A 17,953-nucleotide genomic window follows, 5' to 3' on the forward strand; every position below is an offset into this window, starting at 1 on the left:
GTTATGGTAAGGAAAATATATTCAGTTAGCGGAATGAAATGTGAGCACTGCAAGGCAAACGTTGAACAATCATTAAAGTCTTTGTCAGGTATTCAGGACGCAAAGGTAAGCCTCGTCGATGCCAATGTTACGATTGAGTTTGAAGAGAATGACGTAACCCCACAACAAATTAAAGAGGTTGTAGATAGTTGCGGCAGGTATGAGCTGACATTATAGCTGGCAAGCTGTTGCCTGTCAGCAGCGAAGTAACGACGTAATGGTTTCAATCGTAATTTTTAATTGATGTTTTATGAAGAGAACTATACCTGTTGTTGGCATGGCATGTGCTTCTTGCTCTGCCAACGTTGAACGAAAACTTAACAGTTTGCCGGGAATAACGAGCGCAACCGTCTCCTTGCCGGGGCGGTCGGCACTGGTTGACTACGACCCTGAGCAGATTTCGCTCATGGATATGAAAGCAGAAATCAACGGAATCGGCTACAATCTAATTATCGATGATGGCCAGTCGGTCGAGGAGATAGAAAAAAGGGAGTACGTTTTGTTGAGGCGTAAGACCATCATATCCTGGCTGTTTGCCATTATTGGCATGGCTATCTCAATGCGTTGGATAGACCTTGGCTCAGCGAGGATGACCAATCAGACCGCCATGCTGATAGCTTTGGCAAACCTTCTGTACTGCGGAAAACAGTTTTACGTGAGTGCTTTCAGGCAACTCAGGCACCGAACGGCGAACATGGACACACTTGTCGCCCTCTCAACGTGCATCGCTTTCCTTTTCAGTGCTTTCAATACGTTCTGGGGCGATGAGGTTTGGACCACCCGCGGTATAGTATGGCATACCTATTTCGATGCTTCGGTGATGATAATCACTTTCGTTCTCACGGGTAGGCTGCTGGAAGAAAAGGCAAAGGACGGCACAGCTTCCTCCATTAGGAAGATGATGGGACTGGCCCCCAAGACCGCCCACATCGTCAACGGTGATCAAGTGGAGGAAGTTCCATTATCTACCATTGAAGTTGGAGATATCCTTGAGGTTCGCCCTGGTGAGAAAGTGCCTGTCGATGGCGAGGTTCTTTCTGCTGAAAGCTTCATGACGGCAGGTGTGGCATATGTCGATGAGAGTATGTTGACAGGCGAACCGACTCCAGTGGACAAGCGCAAGGGCGACCGTGTGATGGCAGGGACGATACCAAGTCAAGGAAAATTCCGAATGAAGGCAAGGCAAATAGGCGAGGACACTGCCCTTGCGCATATCATTCGTATGGTTCAGGAAGCGCAAGGGTCAAAAGCGCCGGTTCAGCGCATTGTTGACAAGGCTGCATTGGTGTTTGTTCCCGTTGTGACGGGTCTTGCCCTGGCTACTTTTCTTTTGTGGTGGCTTATTGGTGGCTATGCCTATCTGCCACAAGCGATAGTCTCGGCTGTGTCGGTGCTTGTTATAGCGTGCCCTTGTGCAATGGGATTGGCCACACCTACCGCACTGATGGTGGGAATAGGCAAAGCCGCCGATAAGGGAATCCTCATCAAGGATGCCAGCGCTTTGGAGGTGTTGCGCAAGATAGATGTGCTTGTAACGGACAAAACTGGAACTCTGACGATTCCCAACAAGAATGTTGACTTCACGAAGGCTGACAGTCTGGCCTTTGATGCCCGTGAGACGTTGAAACCCAATGCGAGGAAAGCCATGGAGGAACTGCAGCAAAGTGGAATAGAAGTCTATATGATGAGTGGCGATAAGGAAGAGGCCGTCGGCTACTGGGCAACGAAGGCTGGTATAAAGCATTATAAAAGCCAGGTCATGCCACAGGATAAGGAAAAGCTCGTGAAGGAGCTGCAAGCCGATGGCAAGTGTGTGGCAATGGTTGGCGACGGAGTTAACGACATGCAGGCGCTTGCCTTGGCCAATGCCAGCATTGCAATTGGCAAGGGAACGGATGTAGCCATGGACGTAGCACAGGTGACTCTCATGGGGGATGATCTGCAAATGCTTCCCGATGCCGTAAAACTTAGCAGGCACACCGTAAGGATGATATGGCAAAACCTATTTTGGGCCTTCATCTATAACCTGATTTGCATTCCACTTGCAGCAGGCTTGCTCTATGCTTTCGGCATCGATTGGCAGATAACTCCTTCATGGGCGAGTGCATTGATGGCATTTTCCAGTGTGAGTGTGGTGCTCAACAGTTTGCGACTGAAATATATGTGACAATTGCAAATCATAGAACTTGGATAAATATCGTGCCCCTTTTTCACATTGGCTACTGAACTGATTATTGAGCTCCCGTGGCGATTCGAATATCTTTTACCTCTGAATAGCAAAACGTTGCGTCGGTTTTCACAAGTAGAAAGAACGCTATTTTGAGTAGTTCTGTAACCCATTGATTGTCAGCAATATTGTGAAAGGATTTCAAAAGGTCAGCTTTTACAGCGCAATAGGTCACCTATCGTTGTGTGAAGGGTGACCTTTTGTATTATGATAGCTAAGCTTTTGTCCTCCGGGAGATTCGGAATGTCTTTAGGACAGATGAATTTCGCCCTTCTGTTGCCATGAATGATAATCGCTGATAATAGATAGTTCGTGATATGATAGCTGTTGGCTAGCAACTCGAAAGCTGTGGAATGTGTTGCGTGACAGTAGCAATAGGTGGGAATCTGGTGATGCACTGTTGAACTTAGGGGCAGACTGCAGGATAAAAAAAGAGAGTTGTCTGATACCGACATACTCTCTTTTATGGTTGTATTGAGGCTGATTAACTTCAGATAGTTGAGAGTTAATCCTCTGTATTTACCTTCTTCTTGCGCGAAGTTCTTCTCTTCTTGGGTTTCTCTTCTGCACTTTCGAGCTTGACACCTGCCAATTCAGGGTCGATAAGGATACGTCCGCAATATTCACAGACGATGATTTTCTTGTGCATCTTTATGTCAAGCTGTCGCTGAGGTGGAATCTTGTTGAAGCAACCGCCACATGTATCACGTTGTACATAGACAATACCTAATCCGTTGCGAGCACCTTTACGGATTCGTTTGAAACTGCGGAGAAGTCCTGGCTCAATCTTTGTTTCGATTTCGCTTGCTTTTTCCTTCAGGTTATCTTCTTCCTCACGAGTCTCTTGCATGATTTCCTCTAACTCGTTGCGTTTCTCTTCCAAGGCTTTCTGTCTGTCGTCAAGGATGGCTTCATTGTTTGCCAAGTCCTCTTGACGCTCCTGAACTCTTGTCTGCGCCTCATCAATCTTCTTCTTGCACAACTCAATCTCAAGAGTTTGGAACTCGATTTCCTTCGTCAGTGTGTCGTATTCACGATTGTTGGCAACAGAGTCGAGCTGTTTGTTGTAGCGCTCTAAACTTACCTGAGCTTCCTGGATGTCAGCTTTTTTTTGTGTGACAGCACGCTGAAAGTCATCAATCTCGGATTTAATCTTCTCGATGCGTGTGTTCAGACCAGCAATCTCGTCCTCAAGATCGCGTACTTCAAGTGGCAATTCGCCACGTAATGCGCGCTTTTCGTCGATTGCCGACAGTGTGCTTTGCAACTGAAAAAGGTTCTTCAGCTTGTCTTCAACAGGAAAATCTTTGGGATCTTTCTTAGCCATAGTTTTCTTATATTATAATGAATGATTTTAATATCATAGGTAGATGATGGGATTTGTATTCACCTTTGTCATGAAACAGGTGACATTTGGACAATGAGACTCTATGATTTCCTTGAATACCTCATTGGTGAATTGTTCGCTCTGATAGTGCCCAATGGCGCAAATCTGAATCTCTTGGTCATGACCGAAGTAGTGGTGGTAGTGCATTTCGCCTGTGATAAAGGCATCAGCGCCTTCGGAAATTGCATTTTCAAGCAGGAATGAGCCCGCTCCGCCACAGAGAGCTATGGTCTTTATCTCACGACGTAGCAACTGATTGGCCTGTATGCACTCAACGGCGAAAATCCGTTTGAGCATCAGTATCAGGTCGTCGGCAGCTATCGGCTGGGCAAAAGTTCCGATGACTCCCTCGCCTCCTTTCACCTCCGTGTTCTCAACCATCACCGACTGCTTCTTGCCAAAGAACCTGACGTCGTTCAATCCGAGCTTTTCGGCAATCTTGAAGTTCACCCCACCAGCTGCGGCGTCAATGTTCGTGTGCATGGAAACAATGGTAATGTCGTTCTTGATCGCCCTCATCACGATACGTTGAACAAAGTTCGCATCGGATATTTGGGCCAATTTTCGGAAAATCAGTGGATGATGGGCCACGATAAGATTGCAGCCGAGGCTTATTGCCTCGTCAATCACCTGCTCTGTCACGTCAAGACACAATAAAGCCCCTGATACTTCCGTCTCTGTTAATCCAACTTGCAAGCCGGCATTGTCATAGTCTTCTTGCAAGGGCAGAGGCGCGAATCGTTCAAGGGCATCAATTACTTCCTTTATTTTCACGCTACGCATAAGTTTAGAGTGCAAAGTTACGAATTTAAACTTAAATAGCAATATATCAATTCATAATTCTTTTTAAAAGATTTGTGTGGTTGTTATAATCTACTTCTGTTTGTTCCTCTTGTCTGAGGTGAGGAGTCGCTTTGCTTTTGTGCTGTTTTCTTATGCCGGACAATTGATACGGCCGATATTATACATGTGTAATGAAGTGATGTAATACTGTGCAATTCGCTTGATACTTAACATATTTATTATTTTCTTTATCATAATCATTTCCTTTCTCTTGTATGTTTGCTTGTCTATTCTTCAGTTGAAAAACAATGCAAAGTGTGTTTAGTAAAACAGTGTACTTATTGAAGATTCTTTATTTCCTGGTTGCAAAGTTAGCCTCAATTTAGATAACAATACCACAAAAAAGACTTGAAACTCGTTAAAAGCTAGTCATATTTTGATATCGGTCAACCAAATTGATGTTTATCAAGCAGGAAAAATCGGGCTTTTGATGTGGTTTTGCTGGCCATAGCTGACTGTTGCTTTCAGGAAAAATAACATACGGTAAGGTCTATGTTCAATCTTTTTTCCTAACTTTGCAACAAATAACAATGTAATTGCTAAGGTGGATAAGAGTAAAAAGCAATTAACCTTTCGGCTACCGGCCGAGTGGGAGCGACAAAGTGGCATCATGCTGATTTGGCCACATGAGGAAACGGATTGGAACCCCTGTCTGAAGGAGATTACAGAGACCTACTTGCAGCTTGCGGAGACTATCACACGTTACGAGAATCTGTTGATAGTGGCGCGCCATGTTGAAGATGTTAGGACATTGTTGGGCAGCCGCCTCACTTCAAACCAAATCAAAAAGGTTGTCTTTCGTCAGTGCGACAACAATGATACATGGGCGCGCGATGTCGCCCCCTTGACGCTTGTTCCATCTGGCCCGACCTACGGTTTGTCTGTCCATCACCATTTATACGACTTTTGCTTCAATGGGTGGGGAGAGAAGTTCCGTGCTGACAAAGACAACTGTATTAATCGAGAGCTTTATTTCGCAGGCACGTTCAACGGTGCATTGGAAAACCATAAGGATTTTGTGCTTGAAGGTGGATCGATTGAGACCGATGGCAAGCAGACTCTTTTCACAACTACGGCCTGTCTGACAGCTCCGCATCGAAATCAGCCGCTCTCAAAGGATGACATCGAACAACGTCTGCTCTTGCTTTTCCCAAGTATTGAGCGAGTTGTCTGGATTGATCACGGCGAATTGATGGGCGATGATACGGACGGGCATATCGATACAATTTTGCGTTGTGGCCCTAACAATGCCTTGTTGAACATCAGTTGTGACGATATCGCTGATCCACATTATAATGACTTGAAAGCGTTGGACGAGCAGACGAGGAGCTTGCGCACAGTGGAAGGCCAGCCCTATCGTCTGTTTCAACTTCCGTTGCCCACCCCTGTCTATGATGAAGGGGAGCGTTTGCCAGCAACCTATGCTAATTTCGTTATCTTGAACGGAGCGGTCATAGTCCCGACATACAACCAGCCATCTAAAGACGAACAGGCGATGAGAATAATTGGCGAGGCCTTCCCCGGCTACGACATCATCGGTATTGATGCCTCGACGGTGGTTCGTCAGCATGGTTCACTCCATTGCCTAACGATGCAGTTCCCTGAAGGCTGTCTTGCCCTGTCATAGTACGTTATCGACAGATTTACAAATCTCTTTAATTTCAAAAAAATGCGAGAAATCAATATCGGAATGCTCCAGCTTCACAATACAGCTGACACTCAAAAGAATATAGAGAATATCACTGAGGGCATCAGAGATCTTGCCAGTCGTGGTGCAGAACTCATTGTTCTTCAAGAACTTCATAACTCACTTTATTTCTGTCAAGTAGAGGACGTCGGCAATTTCGACATGGCTGAGCCCATCCCCGGTCCGTCAACAGAAATCTATGGCTCATTGGCAAGGGAGTGTGGGGTAGTGCTCGTGACCTCGCTTTTTGAGAAACGTGCCGCAGGACTTTACCACAATACTGCAGTGGTGTTTGAAAAGGATGGTACGATAGCGGGAAAATACCGCAAGATGCACATTCCTGATGATCCGGCCTATTACGAGAAATTCTACTTTACGCCAGGCGACTTGGGCTTCACGCCCATCGATACCAGCTTAGGCCGTTTGGGAGTGCTTGTCTGCTGGGACCAATGGTATCCTGAGGCTGCGCGTATGATGGCACTGCAGGGAGCTGAAATTCTCATCTATCCTACGGCAATCGGCTACGAAAGCAGTGACTCCGATGAAGAGCAGCAGCGTCAGCGTGAAGCATGGACTACCGTCATGCGTGGTCATGCCGTTGCCAATGGCTTGCCGGTGGTGGCTGTGAACAGAGTAGGGCACGAGTCTGACCCAAGTGGGCAGACCAATGGCATTCAGTTCTGGGGCAGCAGCTTCGTTGCCGGTCCACAAGGAGAGCTCCACTATCAGGCTTGTGACGATGATGAGGAAAGTCTCATTGTCAGTATCGACTTGGATCATAGCGAGGAAGTGCGTCGCTGGTGGCCCTTCCTTCGTGACCGCCGGATTGAAAACTATGGTGATATAGTACGTCGCTTCATCGATTAGCATTGCGAAAATCTTTGACGATCGTCTGAAAAAAGAGCCATTATTTTGGGTGCTCTACACTTTCGATTTCAAATAAACGAATTTTGAGGTAATAGGTATTCAGTTGTTGTTCAATGTGTTATGATGATTGGCATTTCTATAGGTTCGTACCGATGGTAAAAAAACGTGAATATGACGATTGATAGCTATAGCTTTTGCATGGTGATAGATGCCCTTTCGACGAGCGATAGGTCATGTGTTGTTGTATGAAAGATGACCAACGAGTGAGTTTTAACGTCGTCTTAGTCTGTTTTGGGTTAGTCTTTGCCTGTCAAAAGATGGTTTTTCGCATATTGCTTTCCTAAAACCGAGAGTGGAACATGTCATCTTTTTGGTAAATTCTATTTACAAATCGAACTCATGACAGTCAATGCTCAAGTGCTGTCAATCGGTCAAACCATCCTTGTTGTTGGATGCCTGTCGCTTGGAAGTAAAAGAAAATCCCTATAAGTTGGAGCTTATAGGGATTGCTATTTATTGTTATCTAACTGGGTAGTCGAACCTCTGGGTGTTGTAGAAATGGTTTTTGGGTTGCGGCATGCGATCAACCTCAACATTAATGGAGATTGAATTTTGATTATGCTCGCCCCATTGATATGTCACACCTCCACCGATTCTGTCCATAAACCGGTTAGCAGCCTGTCCATAGCCATATCCCATGTAAGGATTGTATGCCCATCCTGCATAAATAGGACTATAAGCCATGCCGTATCTGCCCCATCCGTTGCCGAATGTGCCGTAGCCCATGACCCAGGGGTCGAAGTTGTCGGATGTGAAAGCTTTCTGAATAAAGGCGTATGCGCTCCAATGTTCGTTGAAGCGATACCCCAAGACGGCATTGACTCCAGCCGATGTGTAATTGTTGCTGCCGTAAATCATGTTGTTGAAGTAACCGCCTACGGCCAACGTTGCTTTCTTGGAAAGGTTGGTTACATACATGACAGAAATATCCTGAGTGAAGCCAGCACCATGTCCGAACCCATCACCAAAATTGGCGAAAACCGATGCGCCGATATTGACATTCAGGCCCTTGTGCAGTCGCCATGAGTTCCACCCCCACCCATAGTCCCAATAGGGATAATATAGGTCATTGTTGGTGATGGCCTGTCCGTTCTCATCGATCATCGGCAGGTTCTGGTCGATTTGTTGCTGTTGCGCACGATCCTCGGCCAGCCTGCGAGCATATTCCTTCTCGGCTTCGGTAGCCTCCCTTGGTCCTTGCAGGCGTGAAGATTCAATTGGCTCAACCGAAGGCTGTCCTTGGTTATCCCCATCATAGACATCCTGAGCATGCAAAGGCATGCCGAGTACTATGATTGCTGCTATGATAAAAATCTTTCTCATCTGCTGCAAATTTAATTGATAGGTAATGAACCACCAAAAATTTTAAAACTTATTAGGCTTTATTTCACGGCTGTGCCCTGTTCCATCATTACTGGCACTTCGGTGGTAAAGATGAATACTGTGACGGTGTGGAAAACCTGTCCAGGTTCAACCGTAGCATTGATTTCTTCCTTGTCCTCATCATATCCTTTGTGCAGTGGCTGGAACGATATCCCTTTGCTTTTCTTTCCGTAGGTGTCAATCTTCAACGTCGGTTCATACGTGTAAACAGTCATAGCCCTGCCGCTTTGTGCATCGAAAATGATTGCAGCGGGTTTTTGGACGTTGCCTGGATGACGGAGTTGAAAAGCGTGTCTGTAGCCCGATTTCAGGCCGTTGATTCGTTCGCCAATCTCCCTTGGCTGAATGAAGTTGAGGGGCGTTCGGCGAATGTAATTCTGTTCGCCAGTCAATTGCATATCTTCATTGAAGAGATTCGTCTTGTATGAGTCAATCCAAAGGTGTTGTTTCAGTATTGACCGGGCAGGATTCCCGCCAATATTGAACACGATACCGTTGGTGAGCGTGTAGTGCGTGGCAACGGTCGAAGTCACCTGGTAATGTATATCCAATGCGTTTTGGTCCGAGAGAGTATAAGTGACGGAGAAATTCATCTTGCCTTCAAATCCCTTCTCATCCTCAAAACTACTGTATCGGAAAGTGACCGATTGCTCATCGGCACTGACGACATCCCATGTCTTTTCGGCCAAGGTTGTTTTCAACGCACCATCATTGCAGATAAGAGTTGCACCAAGAGCAGGCTCGCGCAGATAGGCCTTGATGTCCTTATAGCCTTTGACAACCGGCTGTAAGCGTCCGTTCCAGTTTGATGCCGTTAGCGACATCAACCGTGCTCCGTAGTTGCTCAAGATAGCCTCCATTCCCGTATTGTTGACGAGACGGTATGTCTTTATCTCTTGTGCTTGCGCTGCCATTACGAGCAAACTGGCTATGAGATTTATACCGATGTATTTCATTGTTTATGCTTTTTTATTATATTTCTATTATGAGATAAACACCATTGTTGTTTCCACCTTTTATATTTAGAGGTCGAACCTACTGGTGTGTCATTTGCATCAATAGCATTAACGTTCAGGTTAAATATGTTGCGAATATATAAAAAATCTTGTAATTTTCCAATTTTGATTGATAGTATTTGCACAAGATTAATGATTTATGGTTTGTAGCGTGTGTCTTTACCTTCCAAGGACTTGTTAGTCACTTCATAATCTATGTCTTATTTCAATGGAATTCCCCAAACGATTGTGTCGAACTGCCATCTACGGCAAGTGGTAAGGGCTGTACCAATTATGCATTCATAGTAGAAAATAAGAGTGAAGATAAAAGAAAATGGCTTTTTTAAATAGTTTAATATTAAATATTTTGCCATGTAATTACTTCTTGCTATTTTTACACCCCGAATTAGCTATTGCCTAAATTTATTATTAATTATAAAAATGGTACAAGAAAAACAAATTGTTGAGTGCGTTCCAAATATTAGCGAAGGACGCAACAAAGAAGTTATCAAACAAGTTACGGACGAAATAGAACGCGTGAAAGGCGTGAAACTCTTGGATGTTGATCCGGGTGAAGCTACTAACCGCACAGTTATTACTTTCGTCGGTACCCCTGATGTAGTGATGGAGGCTGCTTTCCGTTGTGTTCAGAAAGCCGCTCAGCTTATTGATATGCGTCAGCATCACGGTGCACACCCTCGTATGGGTGCTACAGATGTTTGCCCATTGATACCGGTTTCCGGCATTACACTTGAGGAATGTGCAGAATTGGCGCGCAAATTGGCAGAGCGCATTGCCACTGAGCTGAAAGTTCCTTGCTATTGCTATGAGGCTGCCGCAAGAACACCGGAACGCAAGAATCTCGCGATTTGTCGTAAGGGAGAGTATGAAGGCTTGCAAGAAAGAATGACCGTTGAGAAGGAAGCGCCCGATTTTGGCGCACGGCCTTGGGATGAAGGAGTTGCTCGTAGCGGTTGTACGGCTGTGGGTGCGCGCGATTTCCTGATTGCCACCAATTTCAATCTTAACACCACTTCCACTCGTCGTGCAAATGCCATAGCCTTTGATGTCAGGGAAAAAGGACGTCCACAGCGAGAAGGCGGTTCACCGGTAGGTAAGCCCATGAAAGATGCCAATGGCAAGACTATTATGATTCCCGGAACGTTGAAAGGAACCAAAGCCATTGGCTGGTATATTGATGAATATGAAATCGCACAGGTATCGATGAATATTACCGATATCAACGTTACTCCGCTCCATGTGGCATTCGACGAGGTGAGTCGTTGTGCGCAGAATCGTGGCGTTCGAGTTACGGGTACGGAAATTGTGGGCTTGATACCGAAACGCACACTCATCGATGCCGGTAAATATTTCTTGAAGAAGCAGCAACGCTCTACGGGTATTCCCGAAAACGATATTATTAAGATTGCCATCAAGTCTATGGGGTTGGACGATTTGAAAGAGTTTAATCCTCGTGAGAAAGTGATAGAATTCCTTTTGGAAGACGCACAAAAGTCGGAGAAGCTGATCGACCTGACCGTTAAAGGCTTTGCCGATGAGACATCGCGCGAGTCTCCCGCTCCCGGTGGAGGTACCATCTCTGCTTACATGGGTGCGCTTGGCGCCGCTCTCGGTACAATGGTGGCAAACCTTTCCAGCCACAAGGCAGGTTGGGATGCACGTTGGGAAGAGTTCAGTAATTGGGCAGATAAAGGGCAGATGGTTCAAGCCGAACTGATGATGCTTGTTGATGAAGATACAGAAGCATTTAATCGCATCATGGAGGCATTCGGACTGCCAAAGGGAACCGATGAAGAGAAAGCGGCTCGCTCTGCTGCCATTCAGGCTGCCACGTTGTTCGCCACGGAAGTTCCTTTGCACACCATGAAGGCTTCTTATAAGGTGTTCGAGATATGCAAAGCCATGGCCGAAGAAGGCAATCCCAACAGTGTCTCTGATGCCGGTGTGGGTGTTTTAGCAGCTCGTGCAGCTGTCTTGGGTGCAGGATTGAACGTTAAGATCAATGCTGCCGGATTGAAAGATCGTGCCACTGCGGACAAACTCGTTGGGGAGGCCAACGAACTGATTAAGAAAGCCAACGAACAAGAGGCTGAAATCATGAAGATTGTAGAAGAAAAATTGTAATTAACATAAAGACTATAGAACAATGACAAAAGAACAGTTTATTGCTGATATCCGTGCTGGTATTCCCGACACACTACCGGAACCACAGGCTTACGACACAACGATAAATCACGCTCCGAAGCGTAAGGACATTCTTACTTCTGAGGAAAAGAAACTTGCTCTTCGCAATGCTTTGCGTTATTTTCCGAAGAAGTTCCATGCTACGTTGGCGCCTGAATTTGCTGAAGAATTGCATAAATACGGACGAATTTATATGTATCGTTTCCGTCCGACTTACGACATGTATGCTCGTCCTATTGATGAGTATCCTCACAAATCGGAGCAGGCTGCTGCCATCATGATGATGATTCAGAACAACCTCGACAAGGCTGTGGCTCAACATCCACACGAATTGATCACATACGGTGGCAATGGAGCAGTGTTCCAGAACTGGGCACAGTATCGTCTCGTCATGAAATATTTGAGTGAGATGACCGATGAGCAGACACTTGTAATGTACTCCGGACATCCTCTCGGACTTTTCCCATCACATAAGAATGCACCTCGCGTAGTGGTTACCAATGGTATGGTAATTCCCAATTATTCAAAACAAGACGACTGGGAACGCGACAATGCTTTGGGTGTTAGCCAATATGGTCAGATGACAGCCGGCTCGTATATGTATATCGGTCCGCAAGGCATCGTTCACGGTACTACCATCACCGTGCTGAATGCCGCTCGCAAAGTGGGTGGCGACAACATGAAGCTCTTTGTTACCGCCGGATTGGGTGGAATGTCGGGAGCTCAGCCGAAGGCAGGCAACATTGCCGGTGTGGTGAGCGTAACGGCGGAAATCAATCCGTTGGCAGCTCGTAAACGTTATGAACAAGGTTGGGTGGACGAGCTGCACGAGAACCTTGACGAGTTGATACCGGCAATCCGAAAGGCGGTAGAGGAAAAACGCGTCGTTTCTTTGGCATACGTTGGTAACGTGGTTGACCTTTGGGAGCGTTTGGCAGAAGAGAACATCCGTGTGGATCTCGGTTCCGACCAGACATCGCTCCACAATCCTTGGGCAGGCGGTTACTATCCAGTGGGTATATCTTTTGAGGAAAGCAAACGCATGATGGCAGAAGAACCTGAAAAATTCAAAGAGAAGGTGCAGGAGTCGTTGCGTCGTCAGGTGGCAGCTATCAATAAACTAACTGCCAACGGCATGTACTTCTTTGATTACGGCAACGCTTTCCTCTTGGAGTCGAGTCGCGCCGGCGCAGATATCATGGACAAGGATGGTAAGTTCCGTTACCCTTCATACGTTCAGGATATCATGGGTCCGATGTTCTTCGATTATGGCTTTGGACCTTTCCGCTGGGTTTGTTCGTCTGGCGACCCGAAGGATTTGGAAGTTACCGACCGCATTGCCACAGAAGTGTTGGAGGAAATGCGCAAGACTGTCACTCCCGACATCATTGGTCAATTGGATGATAACATCCACTGGATAAAGGAGGCAGGGAAGAACAAACTTGTTGTCGGCTCACAAGCTCGTATTCTTTACGCTGACTGCGAGGGCAGAACGAAGATAGCCTTGGCATTCAACGAAGCCATAAAGAAGGGTGAAATCAGTCGTCCCGTTGTATTGGGTCGCGACCACCACGATGTTTCCGGTACCGACTCTCCTTTCCGCGAGACCTCCAATATCTATGATGGCTCACAGTTCTGTGCCGATATGGCAGTGCAGAACGTTATTGGCGATGCTTTCCGTGGTGCCACATGGGTATCCATCCACAACGGTGGCGGCGTAGGTTGGGGTGAAGTGATGAACGGTGGCTTCGGTATGGTCATCGATGGTGGCGAGGATTCAGAACGCCACATCCGCGAAATGCTCCTTTGGGACGTAAACAACGGTATCACACGTCGCAGCTGGGCTCGCAACAAGGGTTCCATCGATGCCATCAAACGCGAGATGGAACGCACGCCGGGCTTGAACGTTACGCTTCCGAACTTTGTGGACGACGACGTGATAGATAAAGCTTTTTAATAGATTATAAACACGCAGACAAGAAAGCAATGCCGATACCTCGAATAGTCGTTAAATATAACCCCTACAGTCGATTAAATAGAACGACCAAGGTCGATTAAATAGAACGACTAAGGTCGATTAAGTAGAACGGCAACGGTCGATTAAATAGAACGACTCGACAGGCAAAAGTACAGGCTCGGTTATTGCTTTCTTATCCCTTGCGAAGAACAATAAAAACAAAAGAAAATGACACATAAAATAAGTGCGGAACACCTCTCTGTTGAGAGAATAGGTGAGATAATAGAAAAAGGCATCAAACTGGAATTGTCAGCTGACGCTCGTCAGCGCATCATTCGTTGTCGCGAATACCTTGACAAGAAAATAGAAACATCCGACAAACCTATTTACGGTGTAACAACCGGTTTTGGTTCATTGTGCAAGATATCCATCGACAAACAACGTTTGGCTGATTTGCAGAAGAACCTGATGATGTCGCACGCTTGCGGTGTGGGCGAACGTGTGCCCAATGACATCGTGAAGATCATGTTGCTGCTTAAAGTTCAATCGCTCAGCTATGGTTATTCCGGCTGTCAGGTAGAGACTGTTGAGCGCCTTATCGACTTCTTCAACAACGACATCTATCCGGTGGTTTACATGCAGGGCTCACTCGGCGCTTCCGGCGACCTCGTTCCATTGGCACACCTCTGCCTACCATTGCTTGGTATTGGAAAAGTAGAATACAAGGGTGAAGTCATCACCGGTGAGGAAATGTTGGAGAAACTGAATTGGAAACCCATCCAGCTCGTATCTAAAGAAGGCTTGGCACTGCTCAACGGAACGCAGAATATGAATGCCTTTGCCGTTTGGTGTCTGCTTCAGGCACAACGTCTGAGTGACTGGGCTGACAAGATTGGAACAATGTCGCTCGAAGCTTACGACGGACGTATCGAACCGTTCACACACGCTGTTCATGCCGTTCGCCCACATCAGGGACAGATAGAGACAGCCAAGCACATTCGCGAGTTGCTCGAGGGAAGCGAACTCATCAAGCAACCGAAAGTAAACGTGCAAGATCCATATTCTTTCCGTTGTATGCCACAAGTTCACGGTGCGTCCAAAGACACCATCCGCTATGTGAAGTCGGTCATCGACATCGAAGTGAATGCAGCTACCGATAATCCCACCGTATGCCCGGATGAAGATTTGGTCATCTCCGCAGGCAACTTCCATGGCGAACCTATCGCACAGCCGATGGACTTCTTAGCCATTGCCCTTTGCGAATTGAGCAATATCTCGGAACGAAGAATTTACAAACTTGTTTCCGGAACGCGCGACCTTCCGAGCTTCTTGGTTGCCAAACCGGGTGTAAACAGTGGTTTCATGATTCCACAGTACACAGCAGCTTCCATCGTGAGTCAGAGCAAGATGTATTGTACTCCGGCTTCCGCCGACAGCATTCCATCCTCACAAGGTCAAGAAGACCATGTCAGCATGGGCGCCAATGCAGCCACGAAACTCTATCAAGTCGTATTGAACACTGAACGTGTACTCGCCATCGAGCTTTTCAACGCAGCACAAGCACTTGAGTTCCGTCGTCCGCTGAAGTCATCACCTGCTATAGAAGCCATCTTCGAGGCTTATCGCAAGGAAGTGCCTTTCGTTGAGAACGACCAGTTTATGGCTCCTCACATTGCCAAATCAGTGGATTTCTTGAGAAAGTAAACAACTTATATTAATCTCTAAGCCTCATTCCCTTCTTTTCCTCTCTTGTGAGGGAAAATGGGAATAAGGCTTTTTTATTGAATTACCGGATTATGAAAGTATTAGTAACGAACATAGGTATTCTTGCCGGCGTGGGACACGAGGGAAAACGCTGTCTGAAAGGTGAGGAAATGTTGAAACTCAATACCATCGAGCATGCTTTTCTATATGTGGAAAACGGACGTATTGTTGATTACGGTCCACGTGTGGATATACCTCAGATAGGACGCGACGTGTTGGTGGTCGATGCAGAAGGTGGCGCCGTGTTGCCATCGTTCTGCGATTCCCATACTCATGTGGTTTACGCAGGCAGTCGCGAGGGTGAGTTCGTGGATAAGATCCGCGGACTTAGCTATGCTGAAATTGCCAAACGTGGGGGCGGTATTCTCAATTCTGCCGACCGGTTGCATGAGCTTTCCGAAGAAGAGCTTTACAAGCAGGCAATGCAGCGTGTGGACGAGGTGATTAAGAAAGGCACTGGAGCCATGGAAATTAAAAGTGGCTATGGACTGACGCTGGAAGATGAATTGAAGATGTTGCGCGTAATCCGCCACATCAAACAGACTGCTCCGATAAAAGTAGTGGCTAACTTCCTTGGTGCACATGCTGTGGGAAGAGCCTATACCGGACGCCAATCAGAATATGTAGATCACATCATCAGCGATATGTTGCCGGCAGTGGCAAAGGAACATCTTGCCGACTTCATTGACGTCTTCTGCGATGAGGGCTTCTTTACTCCCGATGAGACGCGCCGACTGCTACAGGCAGGAGCGAAGTATGGGCTGCGAGGAAAAATTCATGGCGAGGAACTTGCCGTCTCGGGCGGAGTGGAAGTTGCTGTGGATTGTAATGCCTTGTCAGTGGATCATCTCGAAGCCATGGACAACCGCGACATTGAGTTGCTCAAGAATTCAGAAACCATTCCCACGGCATTGCCCGGCACTTCGTTCTTCCTGAACATGCCATTCGCACCTGGCAGAAAAATGATAGAAGCCGGATTGCCATTGGCGATAGCTTCCGACTACAATCCCGGTTCTACGCCATCGGGCGATATGAAGTTTGCCGTTTCATTGGCTTGTATCAAGATGCGTCTCATGCCAGCAGAGGCTATTAATGCAACAACATTGAATTCCGCCTGTGCAATGGGAATAAGCGAAGACTATGGATCGATAACAAAGGGCAAAGTCGCCAACTTCTACATCACCGATCCAATCCCCTCCATCGACTTCATACCCTACGCCTATACCACCCCCATTATCCGCCGCATCTTCCTAAAAGGAGAAGAATACAAAGGCTGAATCACCACCCTTGTCCGCAAGAGGATTATCACCTTCGGACAGGGGTTTTCAATACCCTGCAAGTATAACAGCCAATACTTATTGGTGGATGTTGTCGCATCGTTACATACTTTATAGTACGAATTCGCAGATTTACAATTCAGAACTCATGCTTTGGGTAATCTTGCCTTGTATCGCACTGTCGCAGTATGTCAGTATAAATACACGTTGAAAGTGCTGAAAATCGATTGATATATCGAAAAAAATATGTAAGTTTGCATATTGTAAATTAGGAATGAGTTGAAGTTTTTCATTCATCCCTTCGTTTAATATTAATAATTAAGCACATGAACTTTTTTCAGAAACTCTTCGGGGGCAAGGAAGAGACAAAAGAAGAGGCGAAAGTACAGAACGACGCAAAGGATTTTGAGGTGTTGAAGTATGATGGAGTCCGTGCGATGAAAACCGGACAGTATGATTATGCCATCAGATGTTTCAAGCATGCGTTAGAGATACAGGACGATTTGGAAATCCACGATCATCTTTCCATCACCTATGCCACAACAAACCAACTCAACGATGCCTATGAGGAACTGCTGTTGCTCAACGAGGCTCAGCCCGACAATATCAAGGTGCTTATTCGTATGGCCAACATTGCCTATATGATGGAGAACTATGGCATGATGGGTTTGGCATGTGAGAAGGCGTTGATGATTGATAAAGACAATGCCGAGGTGAACTATCTCTATGCGCAGGCTAGCAAAGGACAGGGTGACGATGTGAATACGGTTGCTCTGACGACAAAGGCTATCTCGCTGAACGACAAGTATGGTGACGCCTATCTGCTGCGAGGCGAAACGCTTCTCCGTATGGAAAAACTCGATGAGGCTGATGAGGATGCTTTGTGGCTCATCGAACACACTGATAACAACGAGGATGTGTTGCTGCTGAAGGCTCGTATCGAACGTGCCCGCAAGACGAACGAAAAGGCCTTGGAGTACTTCACTAAGGTGATAGAAGCCGATCCGTTCTCGGCCGTTGCCTATAAGGAACGTGGCGAGGTGTATGCGGAGATGGGGGAGGCTGGAAAGGCCGAAGAAGATGTGGCCAAGGCAGCTGAGTTGTCTCCTGTAAAAGAAGCCGAAGGTGGCAATCCATCGGAGGATATTGAGCAGAAAATCAACGATAAGTATAAGGATATGAACCCGTATGGATTTTGATAGTTGACTTTGTTGTTGGGAGTTAGGCTTCGACAGCGCTCTGTTGGCAGAAGCGAATCGCTG

Annotated in this window: 13 protein-coding genes; 9 read left to right on the forward strand and 4 right to left on the reverse strand. The window is 46.5% G+C overall.

Annotation, left to right across the window (positions count from 1 at the left end):
- The first annotated feature begins 3 nt into the window (after positions 1-3).
- Positions 4-216 (forward strand): heavy-metal-associated domain-containing protein, encoded by a 213-nt coding sequence (locus H515_RS0102790; RefSeq protein WP_025875396.1) that lies wholly within the window; start codon positions 4-6, stop codon positions 214-216.
- A 73-nt stretch (positions 217-289) separates the two neighbouring features.
- Positions 290-2,206, forward strand: coding sequence for a heavy metal translocating P-type ATPase (locus H515_RS0102795; RefSeq protein WP_025875394.1), 1,917 nt, complete (start codon positions 290-292; stop codon positions 2,204-2,206).
- Positions 2,207-2,771: 565 nt separating this feature from the next.
- Here the strand turns inward: H515_RS0102795 and H515_RS0102800 are convergent.
- Positions 2,772-3,593: a zinc ribbon domain-containing protein gene (locus tag H515_RS0102800; protein ID WP_028901565.1), complete on the reverse strand. Its 822-nt coding sequence runs from the start codon at positions 3,591-3,593 to the stop codon at positions 2,772-2,774.
- A 33-nt stretch (positions 3,594-3,626) separates the two neighbouring features.
- Positions 3,627-4,436, reverse strand: coding sequence for a Nif3-like dinuclear metal center hexameric protein (locus H515_RS0102805; protein WP_025875391.1), 810 nt, complete (start codon positions 4,434-4,436; stop codon positions 3,627-3,629).
- A 604-nt stretch (positions 4,437-5,040) separates the two neighbouring features.
- Here H515_RS0102805 and H515_RS0102810 point away from each other — a divergent pair.
- On the forward strand, positions 5,041-6,123 hold the full coding sequence (locus tag H515_RS0102810) for an agmatine deiminase family protein (RefSeq protein ID WP_025875389.1): 1,083 nt from the start codon (positions 5,041-5,043) through the stop codon (positions 6,121-6,123).
- Between the two features lie 42 nt (positions 6,124-6,165).
- A complete protein-coding gene (locus tag H515_RS0102815) occupies positions 6,166-7,050 on the forward strand; it encodes a carbon-nitrogen hydrolase (RefSeq protein ID WP_025875387.1) in 885 nt (294 codons plus the stop codon).
- A 519-nt stretch (positions 7,051-7,569) separates the two neighbouring features.
- Here H515_RS0102815 and H515_RS0102820 read toward each other — a convergent pair.
- Together H515_RS0102820 and H515_RS0102825 are read right to left on the reverse strand one after the other, a co-directional pair.
- A complete protein-coding gene (locus H515_RS0102820) occupies positions 7,570-8,433 on the reverse strand; it encodes a hypothetical protein (RefSeq protein WP_025875385.1) in 864 nt (287 codons plus the stop codon).
- Positions 8,434-8,492: 59 nt separating this feature from the next.
- Entirely contained in the window at positions 8,493-9,449 is a 957-nt protein-coding gene (locus H515_RS0102825) for an aldose epimerase family protein (protein ID WP_025875383.1), read from the reverse strand.
- Positions 9,450-9,929: 480 nt separating this feature from the next.
- On the opposite strand from H515_RS0102825, the gene ftcD reads away from it, so the two are divergent.
- The 5 genes from ftcD to H515_RS0102850 all read left to right on the forward strand — a co-directional run bounded on the left by ftcD (position 9,930) and on the right by H515_RS0102850 (position 17,890).
- A complete protein-coding gene (gene ftcD / locus H515_RS0102830; RefSeq protein ID WP_028901567.1) occupies positions 9,930-11,633 on the forward strand; it encodes a glutamate formimidoyltransferase in 1,704 nt (567 codons plus the stop codon).
- 22 nt (positions 11,634-11,655) lie between these two features.
- The gene (locus H515_RS0102835; RefSeq protein WP_025875382.1) at positions 11,656-13,650 is read left to right on the forward strand and encodes a urocanate hydratase; all 1,995 of its coding nucleotides are present in this window, start codon (positions 11,656-11,658) and stop codon (positions 13,648-13,650) included.
- Positions 13,651-13,878: 228 nt separating this feature from the next.
- Positions 13,879-15,354, forward strand: a complete 1,476-nt coding sequence (gene hutH, locus H515_RS0102840) for a histidine ammonia-lyase (RefSeq protein ID WP_025875379.1) — start codon at positions 13,879-13,881, stop codon at positions 15,352-15,354.
- Positions 15,355-15,446: 92 nt separating this feature from the next.
- Positions 15,447-16,691, forward strand: a complete 1,245-nt coding sequence (gene hutI / locus H515_RS0102845; RefSeq protein WP_028901568.1) for an imidazolonepropionase — start codon at positions 15,447-15,449, stop codon at positions 16,689-16,691.
- 326 nt (positions 16,692-17,017) lie between these two features.
- A complete protein-coding gene (locus tag H515_RS0102850; protein ID WP_025875377.1) occupies positions 17,018-17,890 on the forward strand; it encodes a tetratricopeptide repeat protein in 873 nt (290 codons plus the stop codon).
- Positions 17,891-17,953 lie beyond the last annotated feature (63 nt).

Origin of the sequence: Prevotella corporis DSM 18810 = JCM 8529 (assembly GCF_000430525.1) — a bacterium.
Taxonomy (GTDB): domain Bacteria; phylum Bacteroidota; class Bacteroidia; order Bacteroidales; family Bacteroidaceae; genus Prevotella; species Prevotella corporis.

Bases quoted from the DNA above. Each gene is read 5' to 3' on its own strand.
- H515_RS0102825 (WP_025875383.1), bottom strand. From the start codon at position 9,449: ATGAAATACATCGGTATAAATCTCATAGCCAGTTTGCTCGTAATGGCA.
- H515_RS0102805 (WP_025875391.1), bottom strand. From the start codon at position 4,436: ATGCGTAGCGTGAAAATAAAGGAAGTAATTGATGCCCTTGAACGATTC.
- ftcD (WP_028901567.1), top strand. From the start codon at position 9,930: ATGGTACAAGAAAAACAAATTGTTGAGTGCGTTCCAAATATTAGCGAA.
- H515_RS0102835 (WP_025875382.1), top strand. From the start codon at position 11,656: ATGACAAAAGAACAGTTTATTGCTGATATCCGTGCTGGTATTCCCGAC.
- hutH (WP_025875379.1), top strand. From the start codon at position 13,879: ATGACACATAAAATAAGTGCGGAACACCTCTCTGTTGAGAGAATAGGT.
- H515_RS0102850 (WP_025875377.1), top strand. From the start codon at position 17,018: ATGAACTTTTTTCAGAAACTCTTCGGGGGCAAGGAAGAGACAAAAGAA.
- H515_RS0102815 (WP_025875387.1), top strand. From the start codon at position 6,166: ATGCGAGAAATCAATATCGGAATGCTCCAGCTTCACAATACAGCTGAC.
- H515_RS0102820 (WP_025875385.1), bottom strand. From the start codon at position 8,433: ATGAGAAAGATTTTTATCATAGCAGCAATCATAGTACTCGGCATGCCT.
- H515_RS0102790 (WP_025875396.1), top strand. From the start codon at position 4: ATGGTAAGGAAAATATATTCAGTTAGCGGAATGAAATGTGAGCACTGC.
- hutI (WP_028901568.1), top strand. From the start codon at position 15,447: ATGAAAGTATTAGTAACGAACATAGGTATTCTTGCCGGCGTGGGACAC.
- H515_RS0102800 (WP_028901565.1), bottom strand. From the start codon at position 3,593: ATGGCTAAGAAAGATCCCAAAGATTTTCCTGTTGAAGACAAGCTGAAG.
- H515_RS0102795 (WP_025875394.1), top strand. From the start codon at position 290: ATGAAGAGAACTATACCTGTTGTTGGCATGGCATGTGCTTCTTGCTCT.